This is a genomic window from Rhodonellum psychrophilum GCM71 = DSM 17998, assembly GCF_000381545.1.
In the GTDB taxonomy this organism is placed as follows: Bacteria; Bacteroidota; Bacteroidia; order Cytophagales; family Cyclobacteriaceae; genus Rhodonellum; species Rhodonellum psychrophilum.
This window is the reverse complement of sequence record NZ_KB906686.1, coordinates 111,304-129,993: the sequence shown is the minus strand read 5'-3', so window position 1 is coordinate 129,993 and position 18,690 is coordinate 111,304. Positions and strand designations below refer to the sequence as shown.

Sequence of the window (18,690 nt, the reverse complement as noted above, 5' to 3'; positions counted from 1 at the left end):
CAAAGTGGTTTCAAGCCGGACTCCAAAAGGGAGTAACAAGTTGGCGCTGGCTTTAAGAAATGCTGCAAACACCATTGATAAAACCAAAGATGGGGTGTTGACAAGGTTTTTCAAACGAGTGGCTTATCGCAAAGGAAGGGGAGCTGCCATTACCGCAACTGCCAGAAAGCTGGCAGTAATTATCTGGAACATGATTATAAAAGGAGAAAGATACCAGCCCGGTAATTTAGACCAATACCAAAAAGAAATGAAGGATCGAATGATAGCATCAATTAAAAAAAAGATGCTATCACTGAATATGTCAGCCGATGAGTTAAATGCTGCCCTATCATAAGTTAGATGGAATATGCATTGGGTTTTCAAATGGGGTCGAAACCGCAAGAAAATCAGGCCTTTGGAGAACAAGGCGCATTGCCGATATGCTGCAGTCAAAAAGAGCAAACAAAGACTGATTATTAAGCAATTTCATCCTGAATTAGAATCAGCAATGCACAATACAGGTTTAAGAGTCACATTTTTATTTATGTAGGTACCCCAACCTGTCAGTCGTATTTTTTTGGAAAAGAGATTGGATTCCGAAAGCGATGGGGTCGACGTCAAAAGAAGCCATCAACCCGGATTATGATCTTCTTGATTTTATAATTTGCCGGAAACATTCCAGACATACCCAAACACAATGCAACCCGGAATGTCTCATCCATTCAAAAAGCCGTTTAGATGAAAGAATCCTTTTTTCCTGATTCGGAATTTGTCCGAAGAAAATAAATCAGCTAATGTTTAAGTCAAATATTTCAGCAAAAACTATTTATACCTAACTGGTATTCAATCAAATATAAAAATTTTTCCCGAAAGCGACAATTTCCTTGGCAGGTAATTCTGTGCTCAAATTTCATTTCCAATTCACTTCCCCTCATGTTGATTTTAGATTTTCAAACTCAAAAAAGAGGCGCTATAGGCATGCGGTCTCGTTTCTCTTGTTGATTTTTTTCCGTTTCCTATTGGGCTTGATGCTGTAAGGGAATCAGACTCTTTGGAGAAAATGGCGCAGTACTGCGTTTGTTGAAATCAAAAACAGAAAACAAAGGAAGGAGTATTTGGCAAAAACAGGCTGGAATGGAATTGGTCATGCATGACAGAGGTTTAAGTCTCACATTTATTTTTTACTTTTAATCCTTATGGCAATAAAATTTTTGAAATGCCGCCTATACTAGACAAGCACAATCTTTCACCTATTCACAATTTCCCCATGACCTATTCTAACCGAAAAGACTTTGCCAAAACATTCATTTTGGCCTCATTGCTTCTATTTTCTGCATCAGCAATGGCGCAGGACGGGACAATCACCCCACTCGAAGCCCCTGCGGAGCCGAAAGCCATTCCGCTCGGCACAGGCGGTGTCGATAAGCAGCCGGCTCCCGAGACCTGGTTCCTCCAGTGGGGCGATCCGATGGCACGGAACATTTCCACTGCGACCCTCACCCCCTTCCTGCCTGAACCGGGCAAGGCGAATGGCACGGCTGTAATTATGGCGCCGGGTGGCGGATTCAGGTGGCTGTCAATGGGCAATGAGGGCTGGGATGTTGCCAGGGCCCTTGCGGACCAGGGAATCGCCGCCTTTGTGCTCAAGTACAGGCTGCATCCGACCCCTGAATCTTTGGATGATTTTACGGCATGGATGAACCGCCCGCGTCCTCCGGCTCCAGCGCCCAGCACTTCGCAAAGTGAAATACCACCGACTCCACCGCAGCAGGATCTATCCAATCAGCTCGAGGACGCCGAAGCGGCCTACGCCATGATTCTCGATCGGGCAAAGGAATGGGGGGTCGATACGGACAGAATAGGCATGATCGGCTTTTCTGCCGGCGCCGGTCTCACGATGCACGCCACGCTCCATTCCAAGACCATGAAACTGGCCTTTATTGGTCCGATCTATGGCGGCATGGGTCCGGTGGAAGTGCCGAAGAATGCTCCGCCGATGTTCAATGTCATCGCCACCGATGATTTTCTCTTCCGCGGTCAGTTCGGGGTCATTGATTCCTGGTACAAAGCGGGCATCCCCGTGGAGTTTCACCTCTACCAGAACGGCGGTCATGGATTCGGCCTCGGCAATCCGGACCGAACCAGCAATCGTTGGTTTGATGCTTTTATGTACTGGTTGGAGGTAAACAGTTTTCTCAAAGCCAAGTCTACGAGTGATCAGACGGCTCCTTGATAAAGGACTCCGCTGAGCGTTGCCAAAATCACATTTGAAATGTGCGCCCTTTGTAAATCACTGAAAAACTCGCTACGCTGTGGCGAGAATTGAGTTGGTCACATCACATGCGCCGAAAATATTGCCAAAAATTATTTTCCAGGCTCAATTTCACCCGAAAATGGGGAGGTGTAATTTTCCTTTTATGAGTACTCTCTTTATCATGTCATTTATTATATTTTTCACTTTATCCCAATCATACAAACCTGAAATCACTCGATGAATTGGTTGAAAAACCGACGACGTTATGGAATGTCTGGAGCCAGCATTAAACTTTATTAATTGTGTACTATTCATTTTGTTGAGGGCTCAACTATTTTCCAATAGGAGTCTTTGCGCGTGACTTTACCGTTGCGAAACTCCCAAAGGTCACAGCCTCTCACTTTCACATTGATCCCAGAAGTTGTGGTTCCGGTAAGTGTCCATTCAGATATTCCCGTATTTCCATCTGCTGAAATCCAATGGCGGTCATCCCCATAATGAACATCAGGAATTCCTTTGAAGCGACCTGCAAGTGCCTCCCGCACCTGTGCTTTGCCGATGAAGCGTTGTCCCCAGGGTTCTGGTCCCCTTGGAAAATCAAATGAACAATCATCGGAGAAGAATTCCATTATCGCATCAAGGTCATGACGATTGAATGCCTCAAGGATTTGCTTTAAAGTTTCGACTGTGACGGTCATTTCTTGTGCGTTGTTTTGATTTTGCAATGTTCTGTCAGCTTTATTGCTGTCGCAACCCAAAAGACCTAAAATTACAGCCAATAGTCCTGCAGCTAAAGTGTGTTTGGCAATGTTCATGTCTTGCATCATGTTTCAAGTTACGGTGTGGACAAGAATGAATCAATACGCCCAAGACCATGTGTCGGAATGGATTGCAGTTTTGTACTGGTCTTGCGACATACAAGTTTGAGCGTGGCAGAAGGATCAAATGTTTACGGATACACTTATGGAACATAGCCCTTGTTCACTTTATTTCATAGATCCATCATTTACAGGTATATCCACCATCGATGACCAATTCACTTCCCGTAACAAATTTTGATTCGTCAGAAACAAGATAAAGTATTCCATAAGCGATATCTTTTGGTTCGCCAATATGTCCTATCGGATGTAAGCTGTCAAGATGTTCTCTGAATCCAGGTTTGTTGTTTCCAAATTCTTCAACCAAGGGCGTCCAAATGAAACCGGGATGGACAGAGTTCACCCTTATTTTGTCTTTTGCATAGGTCAAGGCATCATTTTTAGACATTATTCTGACGGCTCCTTTTGAGGCGTGATAGGGAGGGATGTCTCCTGCGCCGATGATTCCATAAATTGAAGAAAGGTTAACAATGCTTCCGCCGCCTGATTTTTGCATATGGGGAATTGCATGTTTGGTGCAGAAGAAAACCCCTTTTACGTTCACATTCATGACAGCATCCCATTCTTTTTCCGTCAATTCATGGGTGGGCTTGTCAGCGCCTGCTATACCCGCATTATTTACGGTCGCATCAAGTTTTCCAAATTCTTTGACTACAGCGGCATACACTTTTTCAACTTCTTTTTCATTAGCTACATCAAGATGCCAGAATTTTGCCACTCCACCTGAATGGTTTATTTCTTCCATTAACTGTTGACCCTCTTTGTCCAGCACATCCGTTATGGCGACTTTAGCACCTTCTTTTGCCAGTAAAAGACAGGTTTCGCGCCCGATTCCCAACGCGCCACCTGTAACGACGACAACTTTGTTTTCTGTTCTTTTCATGATTTTCTCATTTAATGGTTAAAAATAAGCGCCAAGGTTTTTGCAGATTTGCGGGTGTTCCGCTCAAATATTTATTCGGAGCACTGAACTTTCGGTAACTTCAAAACTGTCATGAGGTATCCGAAGCACAAAGGGCCCAAGAGTTGTGAATAGCTCAATCACCTAAAACCACAATTAAATTCCGGATATCCCATTCATTAAAAAAACCAGGTGTCTGGAAGAATGTATTGTTTTCTGATTTTTATTTTGCCTTATGAAACCAAAATTAGCTTTTTCATTTATACTCTATCAGCAAAAAAATTATTTGCATCAAATTGACATTCAGTTAAATGTATGTATTTTTCCCGAAAACTACAATACCCATAGGCGGTAATTTCAAGGTCAAATCGCATTTCCAATTCACTTCTTGGGACTTCGTTCTCTACGCTTTAAAAAATTGTGCAAATGGGTTTTGGGGGCCGATTGGAAGGGAGTATAAAAATCTAATCTGCGAATTAGCATTCAACCCGAATTCTAAGACAGCGGAAAAGTAACGTCATGCATCTAACTTGATTAAGTTAGATGGAAATATGCAATAGGTCCCCTAAGGGTGTTATAACGACAATAAAATCAGGATATTTGGAGAATAAGGAGTAGTACCGATGTGGTGAAATCAAAAAAAAGGTATATCGGATTGATTCCTAAATAATTTCAGGCTGGAATATAAATGGTCATGCATAACAAGGGTTAAAACCCAAAAAGCCCCTGAGAATTCAAATTCCCAGGGGCTTATTTTTATTTTGAAAAGTGTATTTTTCCTAAATCCGAAAGAGGCATTCAATCTCCAGATGAGGTTGAAACTGTAAGGAAAGATGTATAAAACGGCTTAAATCAATTCCACACTTCTCTTCACAAAAGCCGTCAGGTCTTTTCCGGTCAGCAGGCCTTGCGAAAGCAAGGCAAGGTCAAATACCTGCTTGGCCAATCTGGCTTTTTCTGCTTCATCCTCGGTTTTGAGGAGTTTGTCGATGACGGGATGATTGCCGTTGACAGCAACTTTGTAATGGTCCGGCATGGCACCGTAGAAACCCATTCCACCACCGCCGGTTGCGGCCATTTCCTTCATTCTGCGCATGAATTCCTCCATGGTGATGGTGACAGGGGATTCCTCTGGACTCAATCCTTCCACCTCAATCGTGTAGTTGGTGTTGGAGATCGCTTTCTCGAAGATTTCCTTCACTGTCTTGGATTGATCTTCTGTCAGAAGATTGGCGTAGCCATCTTCCCTTTGGATGAGTTTTTCGGCAACGTCCGCATCCACCCGTTTGAGCTGCGTTTTTTCCAGTTTGGTTTCCATGTGCTGGATAAAGTGGCTGTCGATCGGCGAATCCATCACCAAAACGTCATAATCCTTTTTGTTGGCAGACTGGATGAATCCATCCTGTTTTTCAAGGTCCGTGGCGTAGAGGTACACGACTTGCTCGTTTTTATCGGTTTGGGTGGCTTTTACCTTTTCTCTGTATTCCTCCAAGGTGAAATAATCCCCGTTGGTGTTTTTCAGGAGAGTGAAGTCTTTTCCTTTTTCGTAGAATTTCTCTTCACTGAGCATTCCGTATTTCACGAACAGGCCAATGTCGTTCCATTTCTCCTCGTAGGCTTTTCTGTCTTTCTTGTACAATTCTGACAGTTTGTCCGCCACCTTTTTGGTGATGTAGCTGTTGATTTTCTTCACATTGCTGTCCGCCTGCAAGAAGCTTCTGGAGACGTTCAAGGGAATGTCCGGAGAATCGATCACGCCATGAAGCAGCATGAGGAATTCAGGTACGATGTCCTTCACCTCGTCGGTGATAAATACCTGTCTGCTGAATAGCTTGATCTTATTTTTCTGAAGTTCAAATTCGTTTTTCACCTTAGGGAAATAAAGAACTCCCGTCAGGTTGAATGGATAATCCACGTTCAGATGGATCCAAAAAAGAGGATCTTCTCCCATTGGATACAACTGCTTGTAAAAACTCAGGTAATCCTCGTCCTTCAGATCGCTCGGGGATTTGGTCCAGATGGGTGCGGTGGTGTTGATAATGTTGTCCACTTCCACAGATGTCCATTTTTTCTCGCCTTTGTCATCCACACCGTCTTCGACGCTTTCGGTCTTGGTGCCGAACTTGATCGGTACGGGAAGGAACTTGCAGTATTTGTCTAGAATGCCCTGGAGTTTCCATTTGTCCAAAAATTCCTCGGAATCTTTGTTGATGAAAAGGGTGATCTCGGTTCCGCGCTCTTTTTTGTCGCTGGCACTGATTTCGAAGGTCGTGCTGCCGTCACAGGTCCATTTGGCTGCTTCTGCACCTTCCTGATAGGAGAGGGAGTTGATCTCTACGGTATCGGCCACCATAAAGGCGGAATAGAAACCAAGACCAAACTTACCGATGATTTCGTTGGCGTCTTTGGCATCCTTGAATTTTTCCACAAACTCCTCGGCACCCGAAAAAGCGACTTGGTTGATGTATTTCTTGATCTCCTCGGCAGTCATGCCAAGGCCTTTGTCGGAAATGGTGATGGTTTTCTTTTTCTCGTCAAAACTCACCTCAAGGGTGACGTCTCCAAGTTCACCGGAGTACTGACCCAATGTCGCAAGACGTTTGATTTTTTGGGTGGCATCCACGGCGTTTGACACGAGTTCCCTTAGGAATATCTCATTGTCGGAATACAAAAATTTCTTGATGATTGGGAAAATATTCTCGGTATGTATCGAGATGGTACCTTTTTCCTGCATGGCTATATTCGGTTTTGGTAAATAACAATTGATAACTTCTCCTCTTTATCAAGTGCCGTTCCAAAGCGATTTGGGTTGTCAAAATGGCAGTTTCCTCCAAAATCCACAGTTTGAACAATCTTTGGTTTTGCTCCGAAAAATTGTCTATTTTTAATCATTGTTTGAAGTGTAGGGATTTTTTTAAAAGACTTATGAAAATAGTGATCGTCAGTGCGTGTACGCCCAGGGATTGGATCATCATTCAGGAAATCATTCGGAATTTTGACAAAGTAACCGTCATCGAACTCACCAGTTCCAAAAACGGGAAAGCAAGGAAATCCAATGGCTGGATCAATGCCAAAGGGATGAAAATCATCCGGAAAATCCATAAAATCCGGTTGGCCAAGAAACTTCGGCCAAGATTTTATGAAGGCTTGGGGGTTGAGAAGCACCATTTCCCATCAGCGGAGGTGAACAGTCCGGAAGGCACTGAACTTATCCGGAGCTTGGAGCCTGATATTTTGTTTACCAGCTGGGCACCGATCCTCAGGGAGGCGGTGCTCCAAATCCCCAAATTGGCCGCGATCAATGTGCATTTCGGGATCTCCCCGGATTTCAGGGGCAACGACACCCTGTTTTGGGCCTTGTATTTCCGCAACTATGAAAAAGTCGGCGGTATCCTTCATTATCTCAACAAGGGTGTGGACACGGGAAATATCCTTGCGGAAGTGCGCCCAGGTTTGGAGTCGGGAAATGGAGAATTGGAAGTGGACATCAAAACCACCCTCTTGCTGGCCAAAGCGGCTGTGGAGGTTTTGGGAAAAATAAAGGAAAGCCAAGTGCTTCCCCTTGGGAAAATCCAAGAAAAAAAGGGACGTAATTTCAAAACCTCAGAAAGGCGATTGGCCAACAATTTGAAATTGTTGGCTTTCCACAGTCTTGGGTTGTGGAAGGTCAAGCCCAGGGAAGAAAGGATCGATTATTTCATCTAAAGATTTGTGTCGTGGACTTTTGAAGGAAAACCAGGTGCCAAATGCCCCAATAATTTTTGGCAAAGTAGCAAAGCCCTTTTAAAATATGGTCTTGGAATAACCAATTTCCTTATCTTTGGGCGGATATGCTGAAAGAAATCACGGTACTGATCAAAAAGGAACTCACCCTGGAATGGCGCCAGAAATATGCGCTCAATGGGATTTTGCTGTATGTGGTTTCGGCGGTTTTTATCACCTATTTGAGTGTCGGCGCCAAGCAGGGCAATCTTTCCGTCCCAACCTGGAATGCCTTGTATTGGATCATCATCCTTTTTTCGGCGGTGAATGCGGTTGCCAAAAGCTTTGTGCAAGAGCATCAGGGAAGGCAGTTGTATTATTACATGATCGCTTCGCCTGAGGCGATCATCCTATCCAAGATCATCTACAATTCACTGTTGACGCTGGTTTTGGCCTTGCTTGGCTATTTGGTCTTCAGTATTATATTGGGAAATCCGGTTCAGGACCAGGGCATGTTTTTGCTGAATTTGGTATTGGGCGCTTTGGGTTTTTCGGCTTGCCTCACGATGGTTTCCGGCATCGCTTCCAAAGCAAGCAACAATGCCACTTTGATGGCTATCCTTAGTTTTCCCGTGATCATTCCCATCTTGCTGATGGCGATCAGCATTTCCAAGAATGCCATCGATGGCTTGGACCCCAGCGTAAGTGTCGACAAATTGATTTCGCTCCTGGCCATCAATGCCATTGTGTCGGTGACGGCTTATATTTTATTCCCTTATCTGTGGAGAAGCTGAAAGGAAGGCGATGCAGTATTCTTGTTTTTTACGCAATTTTCAATAATGGAATCCGGCGGCTGGCACCGATTTAATTTGTGCTTCCCGTTTTTTCAAAATCCAGAGAAAGAATTTTTTTAAGGGCGGGTTTTTGCAAAAGATTGACCTTGCTAAAATGCCTCATCCTATTTGTAACTTTATGTCAAAAAGCACAGGAATCAGGAACTTATACCTTATTTTTGTGATTGGAATAGCAAAATTAATAACATGGGATTAAGCTGGTGGAAAATCTTGGCGATTGTGTTGCTTGCCTTCACGATTACAGCCGGGCTTCTAATGGACGTGCCTCGATTACCGATTCTCAACGAAACAATCCGGGCTTTGTATTTTCATGTCACGATGTGGTTTGGAATGATACTGATGCTGGTGGTTTCTGTAATTTACAGCATCAAATATCTGCGGACTGGAAATCTACGTCACGATGATGTGGCCATTGAATTCACGAATGCGGCCATACTTTTCGGAGTTTTGGGGATCACGACCGGGATGCTTTGGGCCAAATTCACCTGGGGAGATTACTGGAGTGGAGACCCCAAGCAAAATGCTTCGGCGATTGGACTCTTGATGTATTTTGCTTATTTGATCTTGAGAAATTCCCTCACCGATGTCCACCAAAGGGCAAGAATAGGATCCGTTTACAATATTTTCGCCTTTTCCGCCTTTATTCCTCTAATTTTTGTTTTGCCGAGACTGACGGACAGTCTCCACCCCGGCAACGGAGGGAATCCCGGATTCAATGCCTATGATATGGACAGCAACCTGAGGGTAGTCTTTTATCCTGCAATTCTGGGTTGGACTTTATTGGGGGCATGGATGAGTACGGTAAGGGTGCGGCTGAAAAGAGCCGAAAGAAAAATGGAAGACAAATTAATCAATCAGGTATAGATGAAAAAGGGATTAGTGATTGTTTTGCTCTTGTTTAGCCTTAGGGCAATGGCGCAGGAAAAAATTGAGATTACCACTGAAGATTATCAGAATTCCAGGGTTGAGATGGCTGATAAAATGCGTGAAGAAGGTAAAATTTACGTATTGGTAGGCATCATTGGGATTGTTTTTGCAGGAATATTGGTTTACTTGATCAGTACCGAGAGGAAAGTCAGCAGATTGGAAAAACTGCTGGAAGAACGAGATTGATCTGCCTGAAAAGGAAAACCGAGAATGCGTTTGAAAGAAGAGGTATTCACGTGATTAATAAAATTGCATTTGGGAAAAAGATCCCAAAAAATTAAAAATCAATCCATATAAAGGGCTTAAATAAAGACCAAATATTATGAAAAAGGGACATATAATCGGTATAGGCATCATTGCATTCGCAATAGTGATCATCATCACCTCCATCGGTGATGCGAGTACTTATGAGAGTTTTTCTACCGCAAAAGAAATGAAAATGGGTGGCGATGACAAATCCATCCATGTAGTAGGCCAATTGAAAAAAGACAATTCAGGGAGAGTGGAAGGCATCGAGGTCAGTGATGAAAAAACCTCGTTTTATTTCATGATGCTGGACAATGATGGCATGGAACAGAAAGTATTCTACAACGAACCGGTTCCTGCTGATTTTGCCAGAGCAGAGCAAGTGGTGGTCATTGGTTCCTACAAAAATGACGCGCTCTTTGTGGCAGATAAAATCCTGATGAAGTGCCCATCAAAATATCAGGAAACCGAGATGAAAACCTCCGGTGTTTAAATTGTCCTTCAATTGAATCCAAAAACATGATCAATACCTTCGTTGGTAATCTTGGCCACTTTGCGGTCATTCTTTCCTTTGTCAGTGCCCTTGTTACAGCCTTTTCCTATTACAAATACACCGTATCCACCGAATTGGACAAGTCCAGTTGGCGGAATTTCAGCCGTATTTCCTTCTATGTCCATGCGGCAGCAAGTATCACGATAGCGATTTCACTTTTTGAGATCATCTATCAGCACCGTTTCGAGTATTTTTATGCGTATTCGCATTCTTCCAAAGCCCTTCCGGTGCATTATATGATTTCCAGTTTCTGGGAGGGTCAGGAAGGCGCATTTATCCTCTGGATATTCTGGAATGTTGTTTTGGGCCTCATCCTAATCAAAACCAATAAGTTTTGGGAAGGTCCTGTCATGATCGTTTTCGCATTGGTCCAGGCATTTTTGGTGTCCATGATCATGGGTGTCGTGATCGGCGATCTTAAAATAGGCAGCTCTCCCTTTGTGCTTTTGAGGGATGTGATGAGCGCGCCGATTTTTCAGATCAATCCCGAATTTGTCCCCGAAGATGGAACGGGCTTGAATCCCCTGCTCCAAAATATTTGGATGGTCATCCATCCCCCTACCTTGTTTTTGGGTTATGCATCCACATTGGTTCCCTTCGCGTTTTTGATTGGCGGATTGGTCACCAAAAAGTATTCAGAATGGATCCGTCCAGCTTTGCCTTGGGCGATTTTCTCTGCGATGATACTCGGAATGGGCATCATCATGGGCGCCTATTGGGCATACGTGACGCTGAACTTTGGTGGGTACTGGAACTGGGACCCTGTTGAAAACGCAGTTTATGTGCCTTGGTTGATCATGATTGCGGCCATTCACACGATGATTACTTTTAAAAAGAGCAGCACGGCGCTGAAGACTTCCATCGTCTTGGTGATTGCTTCCTTTATATTGGTCCTCTACGCCACCTTCTTGGTGAGAAGTGGCGTCTTGGGTGATTCTTCCGTCCATTCCTTTACCGATTTGGGCCTTTCTGGTCAATTGCTGATTTACATGTTGTTTTTCCTCTTCGCCGCTGTTTTCCTTGCGGCCAGGGCATGGAAACATATTCCAACTTCCGAGAAAGAAGCATCGGTATATTCCAGGGAATTTTGGATTTTTATCGGGGCCACTACCTTAGGTTTGATGGCTTTCCAGGTGATCCTTCCCACTTCCATTCCGGTCTGGAATGCAATCGTGGAGATCTTTGGGGGAATTTCCAATATGGCACCGCCCACCGACCAAGTCGGGTTTTATACCAAATTCCAGTTGTGGTTTGCCGTCGCATTGGCCATGCTATCTGCTGTGGGTCAATTCTTTTGGTGGGACAAAATTGATGGAAAAGCCTTGCGGGAAGCTTTGGTCGTTCCCTATGTGGTTTCGGTATTGATCTCCGCAGCGATAATCGTGTTGGGAAAAGTCTATGACCTCACCTACATCGTGGTTGTCCTTGCCGGAACCTTTACCATCGTGGCCAACAGCACGATTTTATTCAGGATCTTGAAGAAATCCAGCGTCAAATTGGCGGGAGGATCTCTTGCACACATCGGCTTGGGTATGATCCTGATCGGGGTGATGTTCTCTTCGGGTTATTCTGAAATCATTTCCTACAACATGTCAGGATTGACGTACAGCAACAGTTGGGAAGATGAGATGAACAAGGAGCATGTCCTGCTTTGGATCAATAAACCCACCCAAATCAAGGATTATACAGCCATCTACAGGGGACGTCAAAAAAAGGTAGTAGGTGTTCCCGGATATGTGGATGTCAAGCTGTTGGAGTCTACCGGGAAAGTGAATGAATCCATCGCCCTGAATGATATCGTTGTCAAAGAAAAAACCTACTTCAAAAAAGGGGATATCGTGCCGATCGTATTGGAAGAGAATGATTATTTCCAAATCGATTATTACAAAGAGGACCAGTTTCAGTTTTCCTTGAACCCAATGTCCCAGTTCAATACCACGATGGGATTGATCAGCTCGCCGGATTCAAGAAGGTTTATCAATAAGGACCTTTACACCTTTGTGGCAGCCATCAATGATTTTGATGAGCCGGAATGGAGAGATGATGAGACCTATGAAGTGACTCCGGGAGAGACGTTTTACATCAGTGATTTCGTGACCACCTTCGAAGGAGGTGAAGTATTGACCAGTATAGACGGTCTTTCGCTTGAGGAAGGTGATGTAGCCGTTAAGGCCAAGCTTGTGGTGATGGATTATGATGTCGAAAAACGAATAGAGCCTATTTTCATTATCCGGGACAGTCAAGTGGGAAGGATTCCAGTCATCGAAAAAGAACTTGGTGTGAAGGTGGAATTGACCAATATTGTGCCGGAAGAAAACAAATTCGTCTTTACGGTGAACCGTTACCAGAAGGATTATGTGGTGCTGAAAGCCATCGTCAAGCCGCAGATCAATATTTTGTGGGTGGGAACAATCATCATGTTGATCGGTTTTTCCATCGCCATATTCAGAAGATTTGACGAATTCGCGAAAATGCGGGACAAAGGTTTGGAATCATAAAGATTTTGGATGGAACGCTTTTCCCATACATTTTGGAGAGCGAATTTGCTTTAATGGAACAACAAAAACCAGAAAATCTTGACACAAGATTTTCTGGTTTTTCATTTTAGAAGGATTTTTGGTTAATTCGGGGATGAAATTTAAAATCGCAATCTTGGGTTCTGGTAATTTGGCTTGGCATTTGGCCCCAAGTTTAGAGAATGCCGGCCACACCATCACGGAAATTTACAGCCGTGACATCCGCAATGCGGAAAAGCTAGCGGAAAGGGTATATGTAGCGGAGGTGAAGGATGACTTGGATTTTTCTGAAAGCGAGGCGGAAATATACATCCTTGCCGTGAGTGACAGTGCGATTTCTGAATTGGCAGATCAGATTATTTTGCCCGAAGAAAGTATTTTGGTCCATACCTCGGGAAGCGTGCCCTTGAATATTCTCGGGTACAGTTCGGCCGCCTACACCGGTATTTTTTATCCCTTACAGACTTTTAGCAAGATCAGGAAGGTGGATTTTGAGGAGGTTCCTTTTTTGCTGGAGTCAGAGGATGAACCTTCCCTCCATAAATTAAAGAAATTGGCCAAAAGTCTTTCCCCACTTCAATATGTAGTCAAATCCAAGGATAGGCTTGCCCTGCATGTTGCTGCTGTTTTTGCGGGAAACTTCACCAACCACATGCTCTTGAAAGCAGAAGAAATCATGGCAAGGCAGGGGCTGGAATTCGAGATGTTGAAGCCGCTGATCATCGAGTCCATCAGCAAAAGTTTGGAAATAGGGGCGAAGAAAGCCCAGACCGGGCCTGCACTCAGGGAAGACCTTTCCACCCTTGACCTTCATTACAATTTCCTCGGATACAATGAGCAGTTGGCCGAAATCTACAGAATGGTTTCACAGGACATCATGGATAGCCATTTGTAGAAAAGGCAGGAATTGCAAAAAAATATATAGCCCTGTCATAAATCAAATTTAATGGGTCTTGACAGGGCTATTGGAAGAAATTTGAGCGGCTAAATCAATGTTCCCAAGAGCCGAATTTACCTTCCTGATAATCTCTGTAGGCTTCCTGGATTTCTTTCTGGGTATTCATGACGAAAGGTCCCTGCGCGACCATCGGCTCATTGAAAGGTTTGGCGTGGCCCAGGATGAAGATGGCATCTTCCGAGGCCGTGACAGACAAATCGTCCCCATCATTGTTGAATTCAACAAGGTTTCTGAATGGGATTTCTTCATTTCCGATTTTTAGGGCCCCCTTTACGATATACAAAAAGATGTTTTCTCCTGAGGGGATGTTTTTCGAAAAACTCCCGCCTTTAATGATTTCGATGGTGCTCAAGAAAATGGGGCTCAAAGTGTCAAAAGAACCCTTTTGGTCTTCCCATGTTCCTGCGATGAGTTGGACCTTCACCTTTCCTCCATCCAGTTCAAAATGGGTGATCTGGTCTTTTTGCAAATCGACATAATTCGGTTTTGTCATTTTATATTTTGCCGGCAGATTGAGCCAAAGTTGAAGGATTTCCAAATCCCCGCCCTCTTTTTTAAATTTGGGAGAACTGACTTCTGCATGGATCAAACCACTTCCCGCGGTCATCCACTGGATACCGCCTTCTTCCATGATCGATTCGTGCCCTGAGGAGTCCTTGTGCATGATATCCCCTTTCAAAATAAAAGTCACAGTCTCCATTCCCCGATGCGGATGTGGCCCAAAGGGGAGTCCGTTGTTGTTGGGGGGATAGGTTTGGAAGCCATGATGGTTCAAAAATATAAAGGGATCAACCTGCTGCAATTTTGCCGTAGGCAAAGGACTGTAGGTAATCAGGTCTGCAATGGGGCTGTACCCTGCGGCGTGAATTTGTTTTATGGTTCTCATAGGATTTATGTGTATAGACATGTAATTCAAAAATGGGACAATTTGTTCCCTACTCCAAAAAAAAAGCCTGAACGAATTCAGGCTTTTCCTATTATTTTAACCAAGCAAGTGAAATCTCATCCGGAGTTTTCATTCGGTCTGCCAAGCGCATGTAGCGACTTGCCAAACCTGCAAGATAATCCTGGGCTTTTGAGGCCACATCGTTGAGACCGGTGACATTTTCCACATCCCACAGTTTGACCAAATGTTCGATAATCCTGGCATAATCCCAGCCGGTGTAAACACCGATTTTCTGGGTGATTGCCGAAAACTGATCAAAAAGGTTCGGGTTATTGCTTCCTTTGCCCATCAATACTGCCGGCATCACGATCTGCTTCCGCATCATGGCTTCAAACGCCAACATTGCGCCGTTTGGATCGATTTTGAAGACTTCTGACATAAAGCTTTTATAGGCCTTTTCGTGCCTTGCTTCATCGCCTGCGATTGTTTTGCAAATCCTAGACAATACGTCATCACCAGCTTTGTCTGCCAATTTGCCGGTATTCACATGGGATACCTTGGTAGCTCTTTCCTGGAAAGAGGTGTAAATGAGTGCCTGGTAAGGATCTTTTTCTGATTTTGGATCAAAACCGTTGTAGATCAGCCTGTGGATCGTCTGTTCAACTTTTTTCATATCTGCCCTTCCGGAGAGATAAAGATACTTGTTCAACAGATCGCCGTGGCGGTTTTCTTCAGCTGTCCATGCCTTGGACCATCTCACCCATCCTGAAGGACTCAATAGACTTCCTTCGTCATTGACACCAGTCAAAAGATTGAAATATGTCTGATAGCTGGGTAATGCCTCCTCGGTGATCATGTTGCCGATGAGCGATGTGATGATGGTATCCGGAATCCCTGCGGCCCTTTCTTGAAGCAATTTGACTTGATCAAGTGCGTCTTCTTTGGTCATGTCCGGTAAAAAATCTGTAGGCTGCCAACATTCGTCAGGATCCACCAATACGGTTTCCACGGCGTTGGCTACGAATCCGTCCAATTGACGGATTACTTCAGCATTTTTTTCCAATTCGTAATTTATGTTTTCTGAATTATTCATATCTATAGTTTACTGCCAAACAGTAATTTATAAGTGCTTTGCCTCAATTGGGGTGGACAGGACGGCAATGTTTCAATGTTAAATTTTGAGAGCAAGGGTCCATGTAATTCTCACGATAAAGTTAATCACTTATACGCAAAGAAATGCCCAAAGAACTTGATTTTGCTTTAACTTTCTTGGATTAATACGCAAGTTTGTACGCAACGACCTTGTTTTTGAAGAAAGTCGGCACCAATACGATGTTTTCCTCAGGAATAAAGCCGATGTCTGCGGTATTCGATTCGGCAGCTTTTGTGTCCAAAAGGAGGGTTTGTTCATCACCCTTCACCAAATAAATCTCCCCTTGCCAACGACTTGCAAGAAACACATTGTCTTCCAAGATGATCAATCCGTCACCACCGGTTACCGTGGAATTGATCAGGGTGAAAGACCCGTCAGAATTGTATTTTTTCAGGCCTTCGCCATCTAGGCCATACAATGTTCCGTCATCTCCCACACGTAACCCGTTGATGTTGGTTTGGTTTTCTGCAAAGACACTTATTTTACCGTTTTGGAAAATGTGGATTTTACCCGTTTCCATATCGGAAAAATAAACCTTGTCCCCATCCGTATCCACATCATTCAGGAATTTTGCGCCGGCAACTTTATGTCTCTTGGCGATTTTTGCATTCGCAATATCGATTTCGACCAATTCGTCAATGTTGGTGACAAACAGTTTGCCATTTACGATTCCCATTCCCTTGGGGGCATGAATGCCGGTCACCCAATTTCTGTTGAGAATTTCGCCGGTTTTGGAGATAATGGAGATGGATCCTTTGCCGTCTTTCTCCGACGGTCCGCCTTCAATGTTGGATACATAAATGGTTCCGGTAGCCTCATCATAAAGCACGGATTCATTGGTAGTCAGCTCCGCGGCTGTCTCCCAGACTTGGGTCAATGTAGGAGCTGTTTTTTCCACGATTTCTACGGTTTCGATTTCTTCGGTTTTCTGTTGTGGTCCACAAGACCAAAGGAGAGTTCCGGAAAGGAAAGCGGCGGCAAGTAATTGGTGTTTTGTTTTCATATTTTTTTATTTTTTAAACGTCCAGTTTTGTTGGTTGAAATTTTCGGGAGCCGTTTCCAGCAACCTTTTGGCAATTTTGTCAAGGTAAAGCGTGTTGTACCTCAATCGGCTGATATAATTGGGCAAATCGGGAGCACCGTTCCAGCAGTGCTCTGCTCTATCTCCGTATAGGACTTCTCCGGCATAATAGGGGTTGGTCGTTTTTTCCAGGAAAGCTTCTGTAAGGTAAACGGCATTGTTCAGGTAATAATTATCCATATCACCGCAATACAGGTGTATTTTCCCCTTCAAATCCTCTCCCAATCGGTCCCAATCCCGTTCCATGATGTACCGCAGATCATAATGCTCTTTCCAATAATCGGCGACTTCTTTGTCGATTTCCCCCGTGTACTTGTCCCAAATGGGTTTGGGATATCCATTGTCGCCGACAGGCGAAAATACCGCCTGCCAAATGTCCCATTGGTCACCAGAGAGACTGTTTGGGCCACCCAAAGCCAGTTCCTTATGGTTCATCTCCTTTAACATTGCCGAGACATGTCCCAAATAATTCCTCTTCCCAACCCGATCTGTAGCCCTGAATGGCCCTTGGATGGTGTAGGCATTTTGGTCCTGATAGATATCCACGGTGGTAAATGCCCGGAAGTCAATGGGGTCAGGGCAGGCAGCAAAACAACCGTTGTATTCCTTCGGGTATTTTACCTGAACGGCCAAGGCCTCCCAGCCTCCCGTAGAACCCCCATACAAAAACCTGGACCAACCTTCCCCGATTCCCCTGAACTGCGCCTCAATGTAGGGGATCAGTTCATGGGTGATCGCATCTCCGTAAGGCCCCAGGTTTTCCGAATTCACGGCGTAGCTGTCGTCATAGAATGGATTGGCATGCTGGATTTCGATGATGATAAACCTTTTGAAATCATCCGATGTCCAATTCCTGTAGAAGTCATAGGCTTCTTGTTGCTGGATTTTTTCATATCCGTATATGCCAAACCTCGCATTGTATTCATTTTCTAGGCCTTCATCTGGAGGACTGGTCCTGAAACCACTGAATTCGGCAGGGAAATGGCCATGAAAAACCATAAGCGGGTAATGGTCACTTTTGTTTTTCTCAAAATCCTTTGGCAAAAGGATGTTTGCGCCCAAAAACATGTCCTTGCCCCAAAATTCTGACAAAAGCGCGCTCCGAATTTTGATGTATTTGATAAATTCGGTGTCTTTGGGTGGGGCGATGGCTGGGATGATTTGGTCAATTTCCAAAGAAATACTTCCTTGTCCACTCCAATTGATTTTTTCGGGAAGGCTGTAAACATTTCCCGGCGTTCTGTTCCATTGGCGACCCTCACCCTGATCCATTGGCATCAGGACGGTATAACCATCGGATTTTGCAAAAGTTTCGTGCTTGATGATGAATGCCTGAATAAAATAGTTCCCATCAGGAAGGTCTTTCAAGTTTTCCACGGGATAGCCAAAGGCTTTCGGATCCAATACCAATGGTTTCCCAGAATCATAATCCGTAAAATCCATCCCAAATACCTGTGCGGTATGGACTTCATCGCTCACGGCAAATCGGGGCTCTACCTGTTCATTGTGATGAAACAATAGGACCAATCGACCATCCTTGACCCCATCAGCCAGATTGTTGGCAATGGATATGGTGACCTGAGCAAACCCTTGTTGTACAGCGCCTATAAAAAAAGCGGAAATCAAAATGATGAGATAGCGCATGATCTTCCTTGATTTTGAAAGACTAATTTAATAAAAATCACCCACAATATTTTTTTTGTGCCGCTTTATTACGCAAACGGGGTTTATCTGTTTGTTTTGCCTTGAATCCGACCGTTTATCAATCTTATTCGGATTTAAATTTGGATTCCTTTAAATTG

The 18,690-nt window shown here is 44.2% G+C and carries 15 protein-coding genes and 1 pseudogene; 9 read left to right on the top strand and 7 right to left on the bottom strand.

Going from position 1 to position 18,690, the window contains the following annotated elements:
- Positions 1-334: pseudogene (locus tag F824_RS0118515) on the top strand (IS110 family transposase); the annotation flags it as partial.
- Positions 335-1,246: 912 nt separating this feature from the next.
- Positions 1,247-2,212, top strand: coding sequence for an alpha/beta hydrolase (locus tag F824_RS0118500; protein WP_019599424.1), 966 nt, complete (start codon positions 1,247-1,249; stop codon positions 2,210-2,212).
- A gap of 332 nt (positions 2,213-2,544) precedes the next feature.
- On the opposite strand, the gene F824_RS0118490 is transcribed toward F824_RS0118500, so the two are convergent.
- The 3 genes from F824_RS0118490 to htpG all read right to left on the bottom strand — a co-directional run bounded on the left by F824_RS0118490 (position 2,545) and on the right by htpG (position 6,746).
- Positions 2,545-3,060, bottom strand: a complete 516-nt coding sequence (locus F824_RS0118490) for a nuclear transport factor 2 family protein (protein ID WP_201769088.1) — start codon at positions 3,058-3,060, stop codon at positions 2,545-2,547.
- A 175-nt stretch (positions 3,061-3,235) separates the two neighbouring features.
- A complete protein-coding gene (locus F824_RS0118485; RefSeq protein ID WP_019599421.1) occupies positions 3,236-3,994 on the bottom strand; it encodes an SDR family NAD(P)-dependent oxidoreductase in 759 nt (252 codons plus the stop codon).
- Positions 3,995-4,859: 865 nt separating this feature from the next.
- Positions 4,860-6,746 (bottom strand): molecular chaperone HtpG, encoded by a 1,887-nt coding sequence (htpG, locus tag F824_RS0118470; protein WP_019599418.1) that lies wholly within the window; start codon positions 6,744-6,746, stop codon positions 4,860-4,862.
- Between the two features lie 191 nt (positions 6,747-6,937).
- Here htpG and F824_RS0118465 point away from each other — a divergent pair, with 191 nt between their 5' ends.
- The 7 genes from F824_RS0118465 to F824_RS0118430 all read left to right on the top strand — a co-directional run bounded on the left by F824_RS0118465 (position 6,938) and on the right by F824_RS0118430 (position 13,705).
- Positions 6,938-7,717 carry a formyl transferase gene (locus tag F824_RS0118465; protein WP_033405418.1) on the top strand — a complete coding sequence of 260 codons (780 nt, stop codon included), beginning with the start codon at positions 6,938-6,940 and terminating at the stop codon, positions 7,715-7,717.
- 125 nt (positions 7,718-7,842) lie between these two features.
- Complete coding sequence (locus F824_RS0118460) at positions 7,843-8,508, top strand: heme exporter protein CcmB (RefSeq protein WP_019599416.1); 666 nt, start codon at positions 7,843-7,845, stop codon at positions 8,506-8,508.
- A gap of 237 nt (positions 8,509-8,745) precedes the next feature.
- Entirely contained in the window at positions 8,746-9,432 is a 687-nt protein-coding gene (gene ccsA, locus F824_RS0118450; RefSeq protein ID WP_367889041.1) for a cytochrome c biogenesis protein CcsA, read from the top strand.
- Complete coding sequence (locus F824_RS0118445; protein WP_019599413.1) at positions 9,433-9,681, top strand: CcmD family protein; 249 nt, start codon at positions 9,433-9,435, stop codon at positions 9,679-9,681.
- Between the two features lie 136 nt (positions 9,682-9,817).
- The gene (locus F824_RS0118440) at positions 9,818-10,234 is read left to right on the top strand and encodes a cytochrome c maturation protein CcmE domain-containing protein (protein WP_019599412.1); all 417 of its coding nucleotides are present in this window, start codon (positions 9,818-9,820) and stop codon (positions 10,232-10,234) included.
- Between the two features lie 26 nt (positions 10,235-10,260).
- The gene (gene ccsA, locus F824_RS0118435) at positions 10,261-12,792 is read left to right on the top strand and encodes a cytochrome c biogenesis protein CcsA (protein ID WP_019599411.1); all 2,532 of its coding nucleotides are present in this window, start codon (positions 10,261-10,263) and stop codon (positions 12,790-12,792) included.
- A 133-nt stretch (positions 12,793-12,925) separates the two neighbouring features.
- A complete protein-coding gene (locus tag F824_RS0118430) occupies positions 12,926-13,705 on the top strand; it encodes a Rossmann-like and DUF2520 domain-containing protein (protein WP_019599410.1) in 780 nt (259 codons plus the stop codon).
- A 94-nt stretch (positions 13,706-13,799) separates the two neighbouring features.
- Here F824_RS0118430 and F824_RS0118425 read toward each other — a convergent pair whose 3' ends face one another.
- The 4 genes from F824_RS0118425 to F824_RS0118410 form a co-directional block, all read right to left on the bottom strand.
- Positions 13,800-14,654: a pirin family protein gene (locus F824_RS0118425; protein ID WP_019599409.1), complete on the bottom strand. Its 855-nt coding sequence runs from the start codon at positions 14,652-14,654 to the stop codon at positions 13,800-13,802.
- Between the two features lie 91 nt (positions 14,655-14,745).
- Entirely contained in the window at positions 14,746-15,747 is a 1,002-nt protein-coding gene (locus tag F824_RS0118420; protein WP_019599408.1) for an acyl-ACP desaturase, read from the bottom strand.
- 181 nt (positions 15,748-15,928) lie between these two features.
- Positions 15,929-16,810, bottom strand: a complete 882-nt coding sequence (locus tag F824_RS0118415) for a hypothetical protein (protein ID WP_019599407.1) — start codon at positions 16,808-16,810, stop codon at positions 15,929-15,931.
- A gap of 6 nt (positions 16,811-16,816) precedes the next feature.
- A complete protein-coding gene (locus F824_RS0118410; RefSeq protein WP_019599406.1) occupies positions 16,817-18,532 on the bottom strand; it encodes an alpha/beta hydrolase-fold protein in 1,716 nt (571 codons plus the stop codon).
- Between the last annotated feature and the right edge of the window lie 158 nt (positions 18,533-18,690).